Origin of the sequence: Bradyrhizobium sp. Ce-3, assembly GCF_022835695.1 — a bacterium.
GTDB lineage: Bacteria > Pseudomonadota > Alphaproteobacteria > Rhizobiales > Xanthobacteraceae > Bradyrhizobium.
This window is the reverse complement of sequence record NZ_BQUV01000005.1, coordinates 401,377-417,561: the sequence shown is the minus strand read 5'-3', so window position 1 is coordinate 417,561 and position 16,185 is coordinate 401,377. Positions and strand designations below refer to the sequence as shown.

The window sequence follows — 16,185 nt, the reverse complement described above, 5'->3', positions numbered from 1 at the left end:
CTAGGCCTCACAAACCGTTAACGAGAATCAGCAGCACGCCCCTCCAATGCGGATAACAGGGGCGTGCGACAATCTGGCGACATCGGCGGTCGCGGTTGTGCGGAACGGGGGTTGTGTTGCCGGCATGTCGCGGGGGAACGACGAAGCGGTTGGATGCGCGGAGCGTTAAATACGTAGCCCGGATGAAGCGAAGCGCAATCCGGGGTTCTGCGTCCGCGGGTAGGTCAGCCCCGGATTTCGCTGCGCTTCATCCGGGCTACGAGGGCCTCAATAGTATTTGTGGAAGTGATGCACCGGCCCGTGGCCGTGTCCGACGGCGAAGCGATCGGCCGCGGCGATCGCTTCCGTGATCCAGGCCTTGGCGTTGCGCACGGCGGTCTCCAGCGCCTCGCCTTTGGCGAGTCCCGCCGCGATCGCCGACGACAGCGAGCAACCTGTGCCATGCGTGTTCGCAGTGGCAATCCGCGGCGCCGCGAGTGCGATGCTGCGCGCACCATCGATCAGATGGTCGATGCTCTCGGCACCATCCCCATGGCCGCCCTTGACCAGCACCGCGCGGCATCCCATCGCCAGCAATCGCGCGCCCTGTCGCGCGACATCGGCCTCGCTCGAGGCGACCGGCTCGTTGAGCAGTGCGGCGGCTTCCGGCAGGTTCGGCGTGATCAGCGAGGCCAGCGGAAACAGCATGGTCTTCAGCGCATCGACGGCCTCGGCCGCCAGCAGCCGATCGCCCGATGTTGCGACCATCACCGGATCCAGTACGATGTGGCGCGGCGCCCAGCGCTTCAGCCCATCGGCAATCGCCGCGATGGTCTCGGCCTGCGCCACCATGCCGATCTTCACCGCGCCGACATTGAGGTCGGAGAACACCGCATCGATCTGCGCCGTGACGAACGAAGCCGGCACCGGATGGATGCCGCTGACCCCCGTCGTGTTCTGCGCGGTCAGCGCCGTGATCGCGGAGGCACCATAAACCCCGAGCGCGGCAAAGCTCTTGAGGTCGGCCTGGATGCCCGCCCCGCCCGAGGAATCCGAGCCGGCAATGGTGAGCGCGACCGGCGTCATCTTGCAGCGCCAGCGATTGATACGAATGAGACGATCAAAAACGAGACCATGCCCTGTCCTAGCCCGGCCGCCGATCGGCAGCAAGTTTGCCTGATTTTCCCGCGCCTTGGCCTTGCCTTGACCCTTGCTTGCCCCCTTGCCTTGACCGCCGGTTTTTGGCCTATAGTCGCGGAAATCCCCGGAGACGACTTTGATGGTTCCTTTCTTCGTCCAGATCAAATGCAAGCTCGGCCAGTCCTACACCGTCGCCAACGCGCTGGCGGAAGCCGAGATTGCGTCAGAGATCTACTCCACCGCGGGCAATTACGACCTCCTGGTCAAGTTCTACGTCGACCACGACACCGATATCGGCCATTTCATCAACGAGAAGGTTCAGGTGATCCCGGGCATCCAGGACACCCTCACCATCATCACCTTCAAGGCGTTCGGCGCGAAGTAGACTTCGAGCTCACTGTTCGTCATGGCCGGGCATGACCGGGCAAAGCTTCACTGCTTGCTTTGGCCGCATCTTGATGAAAGCCCTCAGGAGTTGTTCTTCTCCTTCTTCAGCGGCTTCGGCGGTCCTTCGACCGGCGGCAGCGACTTGATGTAGTCGGCGATCGCGTCGCGATCGGAAGGCGAGAGCTGCGAGGTGTTGCGGATCACGCGCACCATCGATCCGCCGGCGCTGTCGCCGTCGGGCGTCTGGCCGCTCTCGAGGAAATAGGCGATGTCCTTCGCGCTCCAGTCCGCGATCCCCCGTGGCGTGATGTTGGGTACCCAGCCCTCACCCTCCGGATTCGGGCCACCGGCGAAGCGCTGCGAGCTGATGATGCCGCCGAGGAAATTGCGCGGGCTGTGACACTCAGCGCAATGCCCGAAGCTGTTGACGAGATAGGCGCCGCGATACCAATGCGCCGAGCGGCTCGCATCCGCGACGAACGGCTTGCCGTCCATGAACAGGAATTTCCAGACTCCGACATTGCGCCTGATGTCGAAGGGAAACGGCACGTCGTGATCGCGCACCTTGCCGGCGACCGGCGGCAAGGTCTTCAGATAGGCAAACAGGTCGCGCACGTCATTGACCCTGGCGTGCTGATAGGACGTGTAGGGAAACGCCGGGAAATAGTGCGTCCCCGACGGCGAGGTGCCCTTCATCACCGCGGTGACGAAATCGGCCTCGCTCCAGCGGCCGATGCCGTCGTTCGGGTCGGGCGAGATGTTCGGCGCATAGAAGGTGCCGAACGGCGACGGTATCGCGAGCCCGCCGCCGAGCCTGGTGCGGTCGTCCTGCTTCGGCACCGCATGGCAGGAGGAACATCCTCCCGCATTGAACGTTGTGAGCCCGTTGGCCAGGTTGGGTTGGTAGGCGGGCAGCGCGCTCGCGGCGACGGTCGCGGGGATCGTCAGCCACCAGAACACGCCGAAGCCGATCAGGCCGGCGAGGCCGGCCAGGAGGAGAATTCGTCGCAACATTCACCGATCCGTCATTGGTCGCGTCAGTTCATCAACCAGTATGATGGCAACCGGTCGCACAAGCTCGCATCAAATTTGCCGCACTCACGATGATTTTTGGAATAAATCCGGAGCGCTGCGGTTTGAAGGTTGCAACCATCGTGTGACGTCAAAGGGGAGAGAACCATGCCAAACAAGACCTTGCTTGCCACGCTGACACTGGGCGCCGCGATCGCCCTCGCCGGTCCGGCCCTTGCCGAGAAGCTGCAGGCCAAGCTGGACGGCAAGTCCGAAGTGCCTGCCAACACCAGCGCCGGCACCGGCACTGCCGACATCGACTACGACGCCGCCAGCAAGAAGTTGAGCTGGAAGCTGACCTATTCCGGCCTGTCGGGTCCGGCCACCGCCGCGCATTTCCACGGCCCCGCCGAAGCCGGCAAGAATTCCGGCGTCGCAGTCGCGATCCCGAACGCGACGTCGAGCCCGGTCGAGGGCAGCGCAACATTGACCGACGCGCAGGCCGCCGATCTGCTCGCCGGCAAGTACTATGTCAACGTCCACACCGCGGCCAACCCGGGCGGCGAGATCCGCGGCCAGGTGACGAAATAAAGTCTCAACAAGAAGCGGCCGACACAAAGAGGGCGGGCGCCTCGCGGCGTCCGCCCTCTTTATTGTTATCGGCCGAAGGGCGATCAACCCTTCTTGAGGCGATAGGTCTCGTGGCAGCCGCCGCACTGCTTGCCGATCACGGTCAACTCGGCCTTCAGCGTGTCGACATCCTTGATCTTGCCCTTGGCGTCGGTGACCGACTTGGCAAAGCTCGCGATGTGCTGCTCGAAGCCCGCCTTGTCTTCCCAGATCTTCGGGCCGGCGGAGTAGTCGCCGTCCGTCTTGAGGCCCTTGCTGCTTTCAGGAAAAAGCGTCGGCAGCTTCTTGGCGGTGTCCTCGAACTTCGCCAGCGCGGTGTCGACCGTCGCCTGGTCGTAGGGCTTCTCGCCCTTGATGATGGCGCCGAGCGCCCCGGCGTTCTTGCCGGTTTCCTTCATCTGGGCCTGGGTCACCTTGACCTGTTCCTGGTCGGCCACGACCGCACCTGCGCTCAACGCAAGCATCGCTGCAACGACGACAATCCGCTTCATCGGCAAAACCCCTCAATCCTGCTCTGTTCCGGTCCGCAGGCACGCGGCCGGCCTGGTTTGCAAACACCGCAGGCGGAATCTTCATTCCGCCTGCGACAATTTATCAGAGATTATGGCGTCGCTGCGCCTCGCGGATCGCGACCCAGACCCGCTCCGGCGTGGCCGGCATGTCGACGTGGTCGATGCCGTATTCGCGATGCAGCCCCTCGACGATCGCGTTGACGACCGCCGGACACGAGCCGATCGCGCCGGCCTCGCCCGCGCCTTTCACGCCGAGCGGGTTGGTCGTGCACGGCACGTTGTGGGTCTCGAACACGAAGGACGGCCCGTCGGCCGCGCGCGGCATCGCATAATCCATGAAGGTGCCGGTGACGAGCTGACCATCTGTCGGGCTGTACACCGCCTGCTCCATCAGCGCCTGCCCGATGCCCTGCATCGCGCCGCCATGCACCTGGCCCGCGAGCATCAGCGGATTGAGCGTGACGCCGAAATCGTCGACGATGACGTAGCTGACGATCTTGATGATGCCGGTGGCGGGATCGATCTCGACCTCGGCGAGATGGGTGCCGTTCGGATAGGTGCCGTCGGCACTGGCGAAGGTCGCGCTCGCATTCATCTTCGACGTATCGCCGCCGGGACGCTTGGCGAGATCGGCAAAGCTGACCGAGCGGTCGGTGCCGGCGATCCGGATGCGGCCGTCTGCGATTTCGAGGTCGCCGGTGCCGGCTTCCAGCGCCTGCGCCGCAAGCTCCTTCAGCTTGTTGCCGAGCTCGTGCGTCGCCCGCTGCACGCTGACGCCGCCGGACGGAATCGATGCTGAACCGCCGGTGCCGAGCCCGGTCGCGATCTTGTCGGTGTCGCCCTGCAGCACATGGACGCGCTCCGGCGGCACGCCGAACTGCTCGGCGACGATCTGGGCATAGGCGGTCTGGTGGCCCTGCCCGCTCGACTGCGTGCCGATCAGGATCGAGATGTCGCCATTGGCATCGAGCGCCACATTGGCAGTCTCTTCGCCCATGGTGCCGCAGACCTCGACATAGCTCGCCATGCCGATGCCCCGCACCAGGCCGTCCTTCTTGGCCGCCTTGGCGCGCTTGGAAAACTCCTTCCAGTTGGCGATCTCCATCGCGCGCTTCATATGCGCGACGAAGTCACCGGAGTCGTAGACCTTTCCGGTCGCGGTCGTGTAGGGCAGCGACTTCGGCGGGATGAAGTTCTTCCGCCGGATCGCATCCGGCGTCATGCCGAGCTTTCGCGCGGCGGCGTCGACGAGGCGCTCGATCACATAGGCGGCCTCCGGGCGGCCCGCGCCGCGATAGGCATCGACCGGCACCGTGTTGGTGAACACGGTGCGGACCCGGCAATGGAAGGCCTGGATGTCATAGAGGCCCGGCAGCATGCCGGCGCCGCCATGCGGGATATAGGGCGCGAAGGTCGAGAGATAGGCGCCCATGTCGCCCATCAGGTCGACATCCATGCCGAGGAATTTGCCATCCTCGGCGAGCGCCATCTTGGCGGTGGTGAGATTGTCGCGGCCCTGCGCATCGCCCATGAAATGGTCGGAGCGCTCGGCGGTCCATTTGACTGACTTCTTGAGCTTGCGCGCGGCGACCGCGATCAGCGCATACTCGCGATACGGAAACAGTTTTGTGCCGAAGCCGCCGCCGACATCCGGGCAGATCACCCGCATGTTCTCCTTCGGCATCTTCAGGATCATGTCGCAGAGGATCTCGCGCAGGCGGTGGCTGCCCTGGCTGCCGATCGTCAGCGTCAGATGATCCTTCTTGGCGTCGTATTCGGCGACCGCGGCCCGCGTCTCCATGAAATTGGTGATGACGCGCGGATTGACGATGGTGATCTCGGCCACCGCATGCGCCTTGGCGAACGCGGCCTCGGCGGCGCCCTTGTCGCCGATCGAGACGTCGAACAGCAGATTGCCGGGCTTGTCCGGCCACACCTGCGGCGCGTCTTTCTTCACCGCATTGATCAGGCCGGCCACTGCCGGGAGCGGCGTCCACTTGACGTCGATCGCCTCGATCGCGTCGCGGGCATGATCGACGGTATCGGCGACCACGAAAGCCACGGCGTCGCCGACATGGCGCACCTCATCCTTGGCGAGGATCGGATAAGGCGGCGCGATGAACGGATCGGTTTCGAGGTTGAACAGGCACGGCAGGCCGCCGAGCTCGGCGACATCGGCCGCGGTCAGGATCAGCGCCACGCCGGGCATGCCGCGGGCCTTGCCGGCATCGATCGTGTAGGTCGCGTGCGCATGCGGCGAACGCAGCATCAACGCGTGCAATGCGGGAGACGGTGCGACGTCGTCGGTATAGCGGCCCTTGCCGCGAATCAGAGCGTCATCCTCCTTGCGCCGTACACTTTGTCCGACGCCGAACTTGATGGGAGCTGCCATCGTCTCTCCAATTGCCTTGGTGTGTTTTGCGCATATTGGCGTGGTTGTCGGCGAAGCGCAAACCGCTTTACGCAGCCCGCGGCGCGATCACACGACTCGCTCCTATGCATTTGATTTGACAGGTAAAACTATACGCGGCGCAGCGCGAACAGCCAGCCGCGGCCGAACAGCGTCAGGATCAGCAAGGCGTAGACGAAGACGCCGACCGCAATCAGCAGCAGCAGGATCATCTCGTCGCGGAAGTGCTGCATCGGGGCGAACCACACGTAAGCGAAATGCGAGGTCAGCCACAGCGCGAGCGCGAGCAGCACCCCGCACAGCGCGAAGGTGCCGAACGAGCGAATCAGGGCGCGGTCGAGTACGAGATAGCCGCGGCGGACGGCAAACAGCAGCACCAGCAGCAGATTGACCCAGGCACCGACCGCGGTGGCGAGCGCCAGGCCCACCTGCGCCAGCGTGCCGACCAGCGCGATCTTCAGCGCGACATTGACCGCAACCCCGGTCAACGCCGCCTTCACCGGCGTTGCGGTGTCCTTGCGGGCGTAGAAGGTCGCGACCGCGCTGCGGATCATCACGAAGGGGATGAGGCCCACGGCATAGGCCGCAAGCGTGGCGCCGGCGCTGGCGGCATCGGCCTTCGAGAACGCGCCGCGGGCAAACATCGCGCGCATGATCGGATCGGCGACGGTCAGGAACGCCGCCACGAACGGCACCGAGAACAGCAGCGTGAAATCGAAGGCGCGGCGCTGCGCAGCCATCGCGCCGGTGTGATCGTCGGCGGACAGGCGCCGCGACATCTCCGGCAGCAGCACGGTGCCGATCGCGATCCCGATCACGCCGATCGGCAGCTGATTGAGCCGGTCGGCATAATACAGCGCCGACAACGCGCCGGCGGGAAGGAAGGTCGCGATGATGGTGTCGGCGAACAGCGCGACCTGCGTCCCCATCGAGCCCAGCGTCGCCGGCCCCAGCGCGCGGAAGAAGACGCGGACATCCTCGTCGAGCTTCAACGGCGCGAATCGCGGCAGGCCGCCGTGGCGCGCGAGGTCGCCGGCGAGCAGGAAGAACTGCAGGAAGCCCGAGATCAGGACGCCCCAGGCCGCGGCGTGGCCGGCGCTCGGGAAGAACGCCGCGAGCGCCAGCGTCATCATCATCGCGAGGTTGAGGAAGATCGGCGCCGCGGCGGCACTGGCGAAGCGATGCATCACGTTGAGCATGCCGCCATAGAGCGTCACCAGCGTGATCAGCAGCAGATAGGGAAAGGTGATCCGGGTCAGCTCGATCGCGAGCTTGCGCTGCGCGGCGTCCTCGGTGAAGCCCGGCGCGAGGATGCTCATGGCCTGCGGCATGAACGCCATCGCCACCACCAGCAGGATCACCTGCGAGGCGAACAGCAGCGTGAAGATGCGGTCGGCGAACAGCCGCGCCGACGCCTCGCCGCGCTCGCCATGGACATGGGCATAGGCCGGGACGAAGGCGGCGTTGAAGGCGCCTTCGGCAAAGATCGCGCGGAAATGATTGGGCAGCCGCAGCGCCACGAAGAAGGCGTCGGCGACCGGCCCGGCACCGAGGATCGCCGCGAGCATGATGTCGCGCGCGAACCCGGTGCCCCGCGATAGCAGGGTATAGCCGCCGACGGTGAAGATGCGCCCAAGCATGGCTGCTTCTAGCGCATCATCACCCTACATCAAAATGGCGTGTCAGGCCGAAAGAGCGCTGCGCACAGCCGTGATGACGCGGTCCTGCGCCGCCTCATCCAAATAAGGGTGCATCGGCAGGGCGATGACGTCCTTCGACAGCCGCTCGCTGACCGGCAGGCCGCCATCGGCAACCGGATAGTGGCTGTAGGCCGTCTGCTGGTGCACCGACTTGGGATAGTAGATCATGGTCGGAACGCCCTGCGCCTTCAGGGCTGCCGCAAAGGCATCGCGATCGATGCCCTCGGATAGACGGATGGTGTACTGCGCCCACACCGAGGTGCAGCCGGGAGCGACGCGCGGCACCGCGACGAGGTTGCCCAGCGCGCGCGAGTAACGTTCCGCCACCTTGTTGCGCGCGGCGATCTCGTCGTCGAAGATCTTCAGTTTCTCGAGCAGGATCGCCGCCTGCATGGTGTCGAGCCGCGCCGTGAGGCCGAGCCGCACGTTATCGTACTTGTCCGAGCCCTGGCCGTGCACGCGGATGCTGCGCAGCGTGCGCGCCAGCTCCTCGTCGTCGGTGAAGATCGCGCCGCCGTCGCCGAAACAGCCGAGCGGCTTGGCCGGGAAGAAGCTGGTCCCGGTGGCGAGCCCGAAGGTGCCGAGCCTGCGGTTCTTGTAGGTTGCGCCGAAGCCCTGCGCGGCGTCATCGAGCACGAACAGGCCCTCGGCGTCGGCGACCGCGGTGATCGCGTCATGATCGGCGCTCTGGCCGAACAGATCGACCGGGATCACGGCGACCGGCTTCAGCCCGCGCGCGCGCGCCGTCGCAATGCCGCGCTTCAGCGAATTGACGTCGATGTTGAAGGTCTCCTCGTCGACGTCGACGAACACCGGCGTCGCGCCGGTCAGCGTCACGACCTCGCCGGTCGCGCAGAAGGTGAAGGTCGGGCACAGCACCGCATCGCCCGGCCCGACATTCTTCGCCATCAGGACCATCAGCAGCGCGTCGGTGCCGCTGGCGCAGCTCACCACATGCTTGGCGCCGGTGTAGTCCGCCAGCGCCTTCTCCAGCGCGATGACTTCGGGGCCGTTGATGAACTGGCAATGGTCGAGCACACGCGCGACCGCGTCATCGACCGACTTGCCGAGCCGCCGGCGCTGCGCGGCGATATCGATGAAGGGAATGGGCTCAAGCTGCATATGCTGGTTCATGGAAGCTCTTTGCAGATGTTGAATGAATGACAATCAGCCAGTGAATGGCAATCAGCCTGCGACGCGCCGCGGTCCCTTGCGCATCGTCGAGGCGGCGGGCCTGGCCGGCGATTCCAGGCAGCGGATCGCGATCTCGAGGCTGGCCACGCCTTCGTCGCCGGACACCGCCGGCAGCTTGCCGCTGCGTACGGCATCGAGGAACGCGATCAGTTCAGCGCGCAGCGGCTCGTCGTGGCCGACCGGCAGATGACGCATCGAGTAGCTGCCGTCCGGCTTGAAGCCGAAGCATTCGGTGACCTGGCGCGTCAGCAGGTCGCCCATCACGTATTTGCCGCGGGTCGCGACCGTGACGTTGCGCGCCTTGAACGGCGTCAGCCAGTTGGTGTTGATGTGGGCGAGCACCCCGGACGCAGTGCGGAACTGGAGCAGCGCGATGTCCTCGCGCTCGGCGACCGCGCTCGAGAGCTGCGGCTGCACCTCGACGATATCGGACTCGGTGAACCAGCGGATCAGGTCGATGTCGTGCACGGCGAGATCGATCACGACGCCGACATTGGACATCCGCGGCGGGAACGGGCCGACCCGGGTGATGCCGATCGACAGGATGTCCTCACCCGAGATCGCCTGCTTGATCGCGGCGACCGCCGGATTGAAACGTTCGACATGGCCGACCATCAGCGTGACGCCGGCCCGCTCGGCGGCGGCGACGATCTCGCGGCCCTCTTCGACCGTGGATGCAACCGGCTTCTCGACCAGGATGTGGATGTTGCGCGCGATGCAGGCGAGCGCGATCTCGTGATGCAGGTGGGTGGGAGCTGCGATCGTCACCGCATCGACACCCTCGGCCAGCAGCTGATCGAGGCTCTCGAAGGCGCGGCAACCGACCAGGTCGATCGCGCGCGTGCGGTGCTCCGGCAGCGGATCGACGATGCCGATCAACACCACGCCGGGCAATCCAGCCAGCACGCGGGCATGGTTGCTGCCCATCACGCCGGCGCCGATCACGCCGACGCGCAATGCGCGGCCGATATCGGCCTTCGCGCCGGCTGCGGACACTTTTGCATTCATATCGTAGACCCCAAGTAACGTTCTGGCGGTTGTCCCGGCTGCTCTGAAGCCACCCGGCTCCGAGGCAATCAGTACCAAGACCCCTCGTCCCGATCCGCGCCTTTGGCGCAAATCACCCCGCTTCGTTGGCAGCCGCTATAGCACGGCGTCACAAATGTGGCGAATGCCAACCACGAAATCCGGACACGTTTTGATTCAAAGAGTTACATCGCCCGCGACTCGATTTTGAGCGCGGGAACCGGTTCGCCTCAGGTGCGCTGATAGTCGTCCTCGATGCGAATGATGTCGTCCTCGCCGAGATAGCTGCCAGTCTGCACCTCGATCAGCTCGAGCTGAATCTTGCCGGGATTCTCCAGCCGGTGCACCGCGCCGATCGGGATGTAGATCGATTCGTTCTCGTGCACCGTCTTGACCAGCTCGTTGACGGTGACCTGCGCGGTCCCGCGCACCACGATCCAGTGCTCGGAGCGGTGATGGTGCTTCTGCAACGACAGCCGCCCGCCCGGCTTGACGATGATGCGCTTGACCTGGTGACGGTCGCCATTGTCGACCGACTGGTAGGAGCCCCAGGGACGATGCACCTTGATGTGGTTCTCGGTCACCTCGGGCGCCGCCACCTTCAATTTCGCGACCAGCCGTTTCAGCCCGTTGGCGTCCTTCTGGCGTGACACCAGCACGGCGTCCTGGGTCGCGACCACGACGAGGTCGTCGACGCCTTCGAGCGCAACCAGCGCCCGGTCGGACGAGACGTTGCAGTTGCGGGAGTCCTCGAACACCGCGGTGCCGCGCGCCGCGTTGCCGAGGCTGTCCTTGTCGGAGAGCTCCCAGACCTGGCGCCACGAGCCGATGTCGGACCAGCCGCAGGCCACCGGCACCACCGCCGCACGGGACGTCTTCTCCATGACCGCATAATCGATCGAGATCGCCTGTGCCGCGCCGAACGCCGCGGCATCGAGCTTGACGAAGCCGAGATCGTGCGCTGCCGACGCAACCGACTGCTCCACCGAGGCAACGCTGTCGGCATCGACATTGCGATATTCGTCGAGCAGCACGCTGGCGCGGAACATGAAGTTGCCGCTGTTCCAGAGATAACCCGCGTCGATATAGCCTGCTGCCGTCGCGGCGTCCGGCTTCTCGACGAACTTGGCCACCGCGCGCACCTCGCCGGCGACCACCTCACCCAGGTTGATGTAGCCATATTCGGTGGCGGGCCGCTCCGGCTTGACGCCGAACGTCACGATGCGGCCGGCTTCGGCGGCCACCAGTCCGCCGCGACATGCGGCAACAAAGGCCGGCGTATCGCGCACCAGATGGTCGGCGGCGAGCGCCAGCAAGATCGCTTCGCTGTCCCGGGTCTGCGCGAATGCCGCTCCGGCCGCGATCGCGGGCCCTGAGTCGCGGCGCATCGGCTCCAGCAGCACATCGGCTTCGCGGCCGATCTCGGCGAGCTGCTCCAGCACCATGAAGCGATAGGCCTCGTTGGTGATCACGATGGGACGCTCGAACAAGGCCGGGTCCGAAACCCGCAGCAATGTCTCCTGGAAGGTCGAGCGCGCCCCGAACAGCGACAGGAATTGCTTCGGATGCACCTCGCGTGACGCCGGCCAAAGCCGCGTGCCCGCGCCACCGCACATGATCAGGGGAATAATTCGTCGATCCATCGATGCCTCAAGTCCTGTCGCGCAGTCCGGTCGTATCGGACGGCACACCAATTGGTCGGGGCTGCCGCTGCCGGCAGCCCTGTTACCTGGGAAGCACTATCCAAGCAGTATCACGCGCCCCCACGCGGCTGGTCGGATTTTACCGGTATCGTAAACCCCCAATGAGTGGCTCACTGCCCCCGGTTCCGGCCTCTTTAGCCATCCCTTCGCACCTGCCGCAATAGGGACCAGTACGGGTATTGCCAGATTGGTGCGGAAACCATACCAAGGCGGCGAATTTGGGCGCGCGAGAGCGTTTTGCGCTGTTTTTGACACATTCTGAAAACCTGGCAGCGCGAACGGAAATGCGTCAAATCCTGCTTTCGACCGTCAAGATCCTGATCTCGGCTGCGCTGCTCTATCTGTCGCTGCGCAAGGTCAATCTGTACGACCTTGCCGCCCGCATCCAGATCGGGAGCCTGGGCTGGCTCGGCCTCGCGATCGCGGTCACGTTCCTGCAGATCTTCCTCGGGGTGCTGCGCTGGCGCGAGATCAGCGTGGAGTGCGGCGCGCCGCTGGAGACCCGGCAGGCGATGCGCTTCAACGTCATCGGCACCTTCTTCAACCAGACACTGCCGTCCTCGATCGGCGGCGACGCGGTGCGGCTCTGGCTGGTCGCCCGCGCCGGCGCGGGCTGGCGCGCGGCCACCTATTCGATCTTCGTCGACCGCGCGGTCGGACTGATCGCGTTGGCCGTCGTGATCGCCGCCACCCTGCCCTGGAGCTACCGACTGATTTCCGATTCCCACGGCTGGACGGCATTGCTGCTGCTCGACCTCGCCGCGCTCGGCGCCGGATTCGGCTTCCTGCTGATCGGCGTGCTGCCATGGCCGTGGCTGAAGCAATGGTGGGCGACGCATCACATCCATGCCTGTGCTGTGATCGCGAACCGGGTGCTGTTCAGCCGCGAGCGCGGATTGCGGGTCGCGACGCTTTCGATCGCCATTCACGTGGTGACCGTCGTGATCGCCTGGTGCGTGGTGAAGTCGATCACCGCCCCGGTCACCTTCGGCGAGATCTTCCAGTTGCTGCCGCCGGTGATGCTGATCACGATGATGCCGATCTCGATCGCAGGCTGGGGCGTGCGCGAAGCCACGATGGCGCTGGCCTTCGGCTATGCCGGATTGATCGCGAATGAGGGCGTCAACATCTCGCTGTTGTTCGGCGCGGTGTCGTTCGTGGTGGGCGTGTTTGGCGGCCTGGTCTGGATCCTGAGCCCGGAAAAGGCCGCCAAGGGCGCCGCGCCGATCGAAGTCCCGGGATCACAGTCGTGAGTCCCGGGATCGCAGTAGCCGCACCAGAATGAACGCTTTCGAGATCCTCCTGTCGTTGATCGCAGCGGTTCTGGCCGCATCCATCTCGGCTGTCCTGATCCAGCTGACGCGGCCATTGCTGCTGCGTGTGGCGCTGGCGAAGCCGAATGCGCGCTCGTCACACCGCATTCCGACGCCGCAGGGCGCCGGCATCGCGGTCATCGCAGCCACGCTGCTCGCCGGCGGGCTCGTCATCGTGCTGGCCGGCTCGCCGGACCTGACCATCCCCTTCGTCGTGTTCGCGGCCTGCCTGTTCATCGCGGTGGTGGGCTTTGCCGACGACATCCGTTCCCTGCCCGTCGTCCCGCGGCTGCTGCTGCAAGGTGCCGCCGTTGCGGCTGTCGTGTTCGCGGCACCTGGTGATCTCAGGCTGGTGCCGGCCTGCCCGGTCTGGCTCGAACGCGGCCTGTTGCTGTTTGCCGGCCTCTGGTTCGTGAACCTCGTCAACTTCATGGATGGGCTCGACCTGATGACGGCGGCCGAGGCCGTGCCGATCACGGTGGCGGTCGCCCTGCTTGGCTGTTTCGGCCATGTTCCGGCTGCGGCCGCGCTGGTCGCGGCGGCGCTGTGCGGAGCCTTGCTCGGCTTCGCGCCGTTCAACCGGCCGGTTGCGAAGATATTCTTGGGCGATGTCGGCAGCCTGCCGATCGGGCTACTGCTCGGCTGGTGCCTGCTCGAGCTCGCTTTGCACCAGCAGTTCGCTGCCGCGCTGCTGCTGCCGCTGTACTATCTGACGGATGCAACGGTCACGCTGTTTCGCCGCATGGCCCGGCGCGAGCCGTTCTGGGCCGCGCATCGCTCGCACTTCTATCAGCGCGCGACCGACAACGGCTTTTCGGTATGGCGCGTCGTCGGCGAGGTGTTTGCGCTGAACCTGGTGCTGGCGCTGCTCGCATTCGCCTCGGTCGCGCTCAATTCCCTCACCGCGGACATTAGCCTGCTGCTGGCCGGCGCGCTCGCCGTCACCTGGCAGCTGCGGCGGTTCTCGCGGCCGCTCTGATCAGGTCCCGTCAGACATCAGCTCGGCTGAGCGCGCGCCGCAGCCCTTCATCGAGGCTGATCGGCTGCTGCCATCCTGTGCTTGCGACCTTGGAAAGATCAAGTTCGAGGGAAGCGAACAGGCTGTCATAGGCTTCCTTGCGGCCGCCCATCGTGAGCGACAGCTTCAGCAGCGATGGCGGCAGCCAGAACAGGCGCGGCGAGGTTTCGGCGGCGCGGGCAAGGCGCTCGACGAATTCCCGCGTCGAGACCTGCTCGCGGTCGGCCACCAGAAACACGTCGAAATCATCTCCCGGTTTCGACAGCCGGTGCAGGATGAACGACGCAAGGTTTTCCGCCGACAGGAAGGCGCGGCGATTCTTCACATGGGCGAGCGGAAGCGGCAGGCGCTTGATCACCGCACGCTTGAGCAAGGCGAAGTTGCCCTTGGCACCGGCGCCGTAGATCAGCGGCGGCCTGACGATGGTCACCCGCATGCCGCTGCCCGGCACGATTTCCTTCAAGCCGACCTCGGCGGCCGCCTTGGAGTTTCCATAGAGCCCGCGAGGGGTCAGAACATCGTCCTCGCGAAACGGCGGACGCCCGTAATTGCTGCGCCCGTGCACCAGGATCGTGCTGACGAAGATGAAATCCCGGATGCCCGCGGCGGCCGCGGACCGCGCCAGATGCAGCGTGCCCTCGATATTGACGTTGCGGTAGAGCTCGATCGCGTCTTCGTCGGACTGCTGGTGAACGCGGGCCGCGAGGTGAACGACCGCATCCACGCCGTCGAGCGCGGCACGCCAATTAGTGGCGGGACTGAGCGAATCGATCATCACGTCGTTCGCGTCCCGCGGTGGGGTTCGCACCGCGCGTCGGACCACCCAGCCGTTGCGCGCAAGCTCCGGCACCACATGACGGCCGACAAAGCCGCTGGCACCCGTCACCAGAACCGTCCGGCGGCCATCAGTCATGCGGTCCGCTCCACATCGCGATTGGATAGCAGCTCCCGGACCAGCGCGGCATAGCTCGAAAGCGCCCGCTCGGGACTGAAGGTTCGCGCGGTCGCAACGGCGCGTTCGGCCATCGCAGCGTCCGGCGCGCGCGACGCCAGCCGGATCGCGTCGGCGAGTTGATCGGGCCTTCCCGGCGTGACGACCCAGCCCAGCCGGTTCTCGCTGACGGTGAGCGCGGCCTCAGCCTCGGGCTCGGAAACCAGGATGACGGGCCGGCCTGCCGCCAGCAGATTGTAGAACCGGCTCGGCACCGACACGCCGGCGACGTCCTTGCGGTAGGGAATGAGCCAGACGTCGGCGCTGGACAGCAGCGCGTCCAGCTCGCCGTCGGCGACGCGGTCGACCAGCGTGACGTTGGCGAGCTGCGCCGTGGCCTGCATCTCCTTCAGCCGCGCGAAGCCCATGCCCCACCCCGACAGCAGGAAATGGATATCGCGCTCGTCGCGCAACAGCCGCGCGGCCTGGAACACGATGTCCGGATCGTGGGTGAAGCCGAGATTGCCGGACAGGCCGACGACGAAGCGGGCGGCGATCGCCTTGCGAAACGGATTGTCGGGGCTGACCGGACGATTGCCAGGGCTGAGCGTGGCCCAGTTCGGAATGAACCTGATCTTGTCCTGGGTCATGCCGCCATAGCGCAGCAGCAGCTTCTCGGCATCGCGGCCGATCACGATGACGGCGTTCAGGGCGCGGAACATCAGCGCGTTGATCGCGCGCATCGCCCGCGTGACCAGCGAGCCTGGCCGCAGCAGTCCGGCCATGACCAGCACGTCGGGAAACAAATCGTGCAGGATCAGCGCCGACTTCGCCCCCTTCAAGCGTGCCGCGGCGGCGACCGCATAAGGCAGCGCGAACGGCGCGGTCACCGTCAGCGCCACGTCGCCCCGTTGCAGCCGCGACAGCAGCGCAAAGAAGATCCGAGCGGTGAACAGCGCTTCCGCCAGCGCGCGCTTGATCAGCGCCGCCTTGCCCGGCAGCCAGTTCCTGATCTCGACGACGGCCGGTCGCCCGGCCGCGGGCGCCCGCGCCGAGCCCGGCATGCCGGAGACCACCACCACCTCCGCCTCCTGCGCGATCCGTTCGGCGATCGCGGACATGATCGCGGCGGTCGTGCTGTGGTCCGGCGGATAGTGCTGGCTGACGACCACGACTTTTCGGGAACGAGGCATCAATGGCTTTCGAAGCGGCCCTGCCGCATCGTCCGCAG

At 65.7% G+C, this 16,185-nt stretch carries 14 protein-coding genes; 4 read left to right on the top strand and 10 right to left on the bottom strand.

All coding sequences use genetic code 11. The features are described 5' to 3' along the window. Positions 1-267 precede the first annotated feature (267 nt). On the bottom strand, positions 268-1,065 hold the full coding sequence (gene thiD, locus BRSPCE3_RS19830) for a bifunctional hydroxymethylpyrimidine kinase/phosphomethylpyrimidine kinase (protein WP_244067766.1): 798 nt from the start codon (positions 1,063-1,065) through the stop codon (positions 268-270). A gap of 193 nt (positions 1,066-1,258) precedes the next feature. On the opposite strand from thiD, the gene BRSPCE3_RS19825 reads away from it, so the two are divergent. Further along, positions 1,259-1,504: an Lrp/AsnC ligand binding domain-containing protein gene (locus BRSPCE3_RS19825; RefSeq protein WP_016845986.1), complete on the top strand. Its 246-nt coding sequence runs from the start codon at positions 1,259-1,261 to the stop codon at positions 1,502-1,504. An 83-nt stretch (positions 1,505-1,587) separates the two neighbouring features. Here the strand turns inward: BRSPCE3_RS19825 and BRSPCE3_RS19820 are convergent, their stop codons facing one another. Then, the gene (locus BRSPCE3_RS19820; RefSeq protein WP_244067765.1) at positions 1,588-2,520 is read right to left on the bottom strand and encodes a cytochrome c; all 933 of its coding nucleotides are present in this window, start codon (positions 2,518-2,520) and stop codon (positions 1,588-1,590) included. Between the two features lie 165 nt (positions 2,521-2,685). On the opposite strand from BRSPCE3_RS19820, the gene BRSPCE3_RS19815 reads away from it, so the two are divergent. After that, entirely contained in the window at positions 2,686-3,108 is a 423-nt protein-coding gene (locus BRSPCE3_RS19815; RefSeq protein ID WP_244067764.1) for a CHRD domain-containing protein, read from the top strand. Positions 3,109-3,191: 83 nt separating this feature from the next. On the opposite strand, the gene BRSPCE3_RS19810 is transcribed toward BRSPCE3_RS19815, so the two are convergent. The 6 genes from BRSPCE3_RS19810 to BRSPCE3_RS19785 all read right to left on the bottom strand — a co-directional run bounded on the left by BRSPCE3_RS19810 (position 3,192) and on the right by BRSPCE3_RS19785 (position 11,632). Beyond that, positions 3,192-3,638 (bottom strand): cytochrome c, encoded by a 447-nt coding sequence (locus BRSPCE3_RS19810; RefSeq protein WP_244067763.1) that lies wholly within the window; start codon positions 3,636-3,638, stop codon positions 3,192-3,194. Positions 3,639-3,741: 103 nt separating this feature from the next. After that, positions 3,742-6,051: a xanthine dehydrogenase family protein molybdopterin-binding subunit gene (locus tag BRSPCE3_RS19805; RefSeq protein ID WP_244067762.1), complete on the bottom strand. Its 2,310-nt coding sequence runs from the start codon at positions 6,049-6,051 to the stop codon at positions 3,742-3,744. 128 nt (positions 6,052-6,179) lie between these two features. Continuing rightward, positions 6,180-7,709 (bottom strand): murein biosynthesis integral membrane protein MurJ, encoded by a 1,530-nt coding sequence (gene murJ, locus BRSPCE3_RS19800; protein WP_244067761.1) that lies wholly within the window; start codon positions 7,707-7,709, stop codon positions 6,180-6,182. Positions 7,710-7,751: 42 nt separating this feature from the next. Further along, the gene (locus BRSPCE3_RS19795; protein ID WP_244067760.1) at positions 7,752-8,903 is read right to left on the bottom strand and encodes a DegT/DnrJ/EryC1/StrS aminotransferase family protein; all 1,152 of its coding nucleotides are present in this window, start codon (positions 8,901-8,903) and stop codon (positions 7,752-7,754) included. 51 nt (positions 8,904-8,954) lie between these two features. Then, positions 8,955-9,971, bottom strand: a complete 1,017-nt coding sequence (locus tag BRSPCE3_RS19790; RefSeq protein ID WP_244067759.1) for a Gfo/Idh/MocA family protein — start codon at positions 9,969-9,971, stop codon at positions 8,955-8,957. 248 nt (positions 9,972-10,219) lie between these two features. Then, positions 10,220-11,632, bottom strand: a complete 1,413-nt coding sequence (locus BRSPCE3_RS19785) for a mannose-1-phosphate guanylyltransferase/mannose-6-phosphate isomerase (RefSeq protein WP_244067758.1) — start codon at positions 11,630-11,632, stop codon at positions 10,220-10,222. A gap of 344 nt (positions 11,633-11,976) precedes the next feature. On the opposite strand from BRSPCE3_RS19785, the gene BRSPCE3_RS19780 reads away from it, so the two are divergent. Both BRSPCE3_RS19780 and BRSPCE3_RS19775 read left to right on the top strand, forming a co-directional pair. Further along, positions 11,977-12,945 carry a lysylphosphatidylglycerol synthase transmembrane domain-containing protein gene (locus BRSPCE3_RS19780; RefSeq protein ID WP_244067757.1) on the top strand — a complete coding sequence of 323 codons (969 nt, stop codon included), beginning with the start codon at positions 11,977-11,979 and terminating at the stop codon, positions 12,943-12,945. Positions 12,946-12,973: 28 nt separating this feature from the next. Further along, positions 12,974-13,984: a glycosyl transferase gene (locus BRSPCE3_RS19775; protein ID WP_244067756.1), complete on the top strand. Its 1,011-nt coding sequence runs from the start codon at positions 12,974-12,976 to the stop codon at positions 13,982-13,984. A gap of 10 nt (positions 13,985-13,994) precedes the next feature. On the opposite strand, the gene BRSPCE3_RS19770 is transcribed toward BRSPCE3_RS19775, so the two are convergent. Then, a complete protein-coding gene (locus tag BRSPCE3_RS19770; protein WP_244067755.1) occupies positions 13,995-14,936 on the bottom strand; it encodes an NAD-dependent epimerase/dehydratase family protein in 942 nt (313 codons plus the stop codon). Continuing rightward, positions 14,933-16,147, bottom strand: a complete 1,215-nt coding sequence (locus BRSPCE3_RS19765) for a glycosyltransferase family 4 protein (RefSeq protein WP_244067754.1) — start codon at positions 16,145-16,147, stop codon at positions 14,933-14,935. The genes BRSPCE3_RS19770 and BRSPCE3_RS19765 overlap by 4 nt, the downstream gene beginning before the upstream one ends. Between the last annotated feature and the right edge of the window lie 38 nt (positions 16,148-16,185).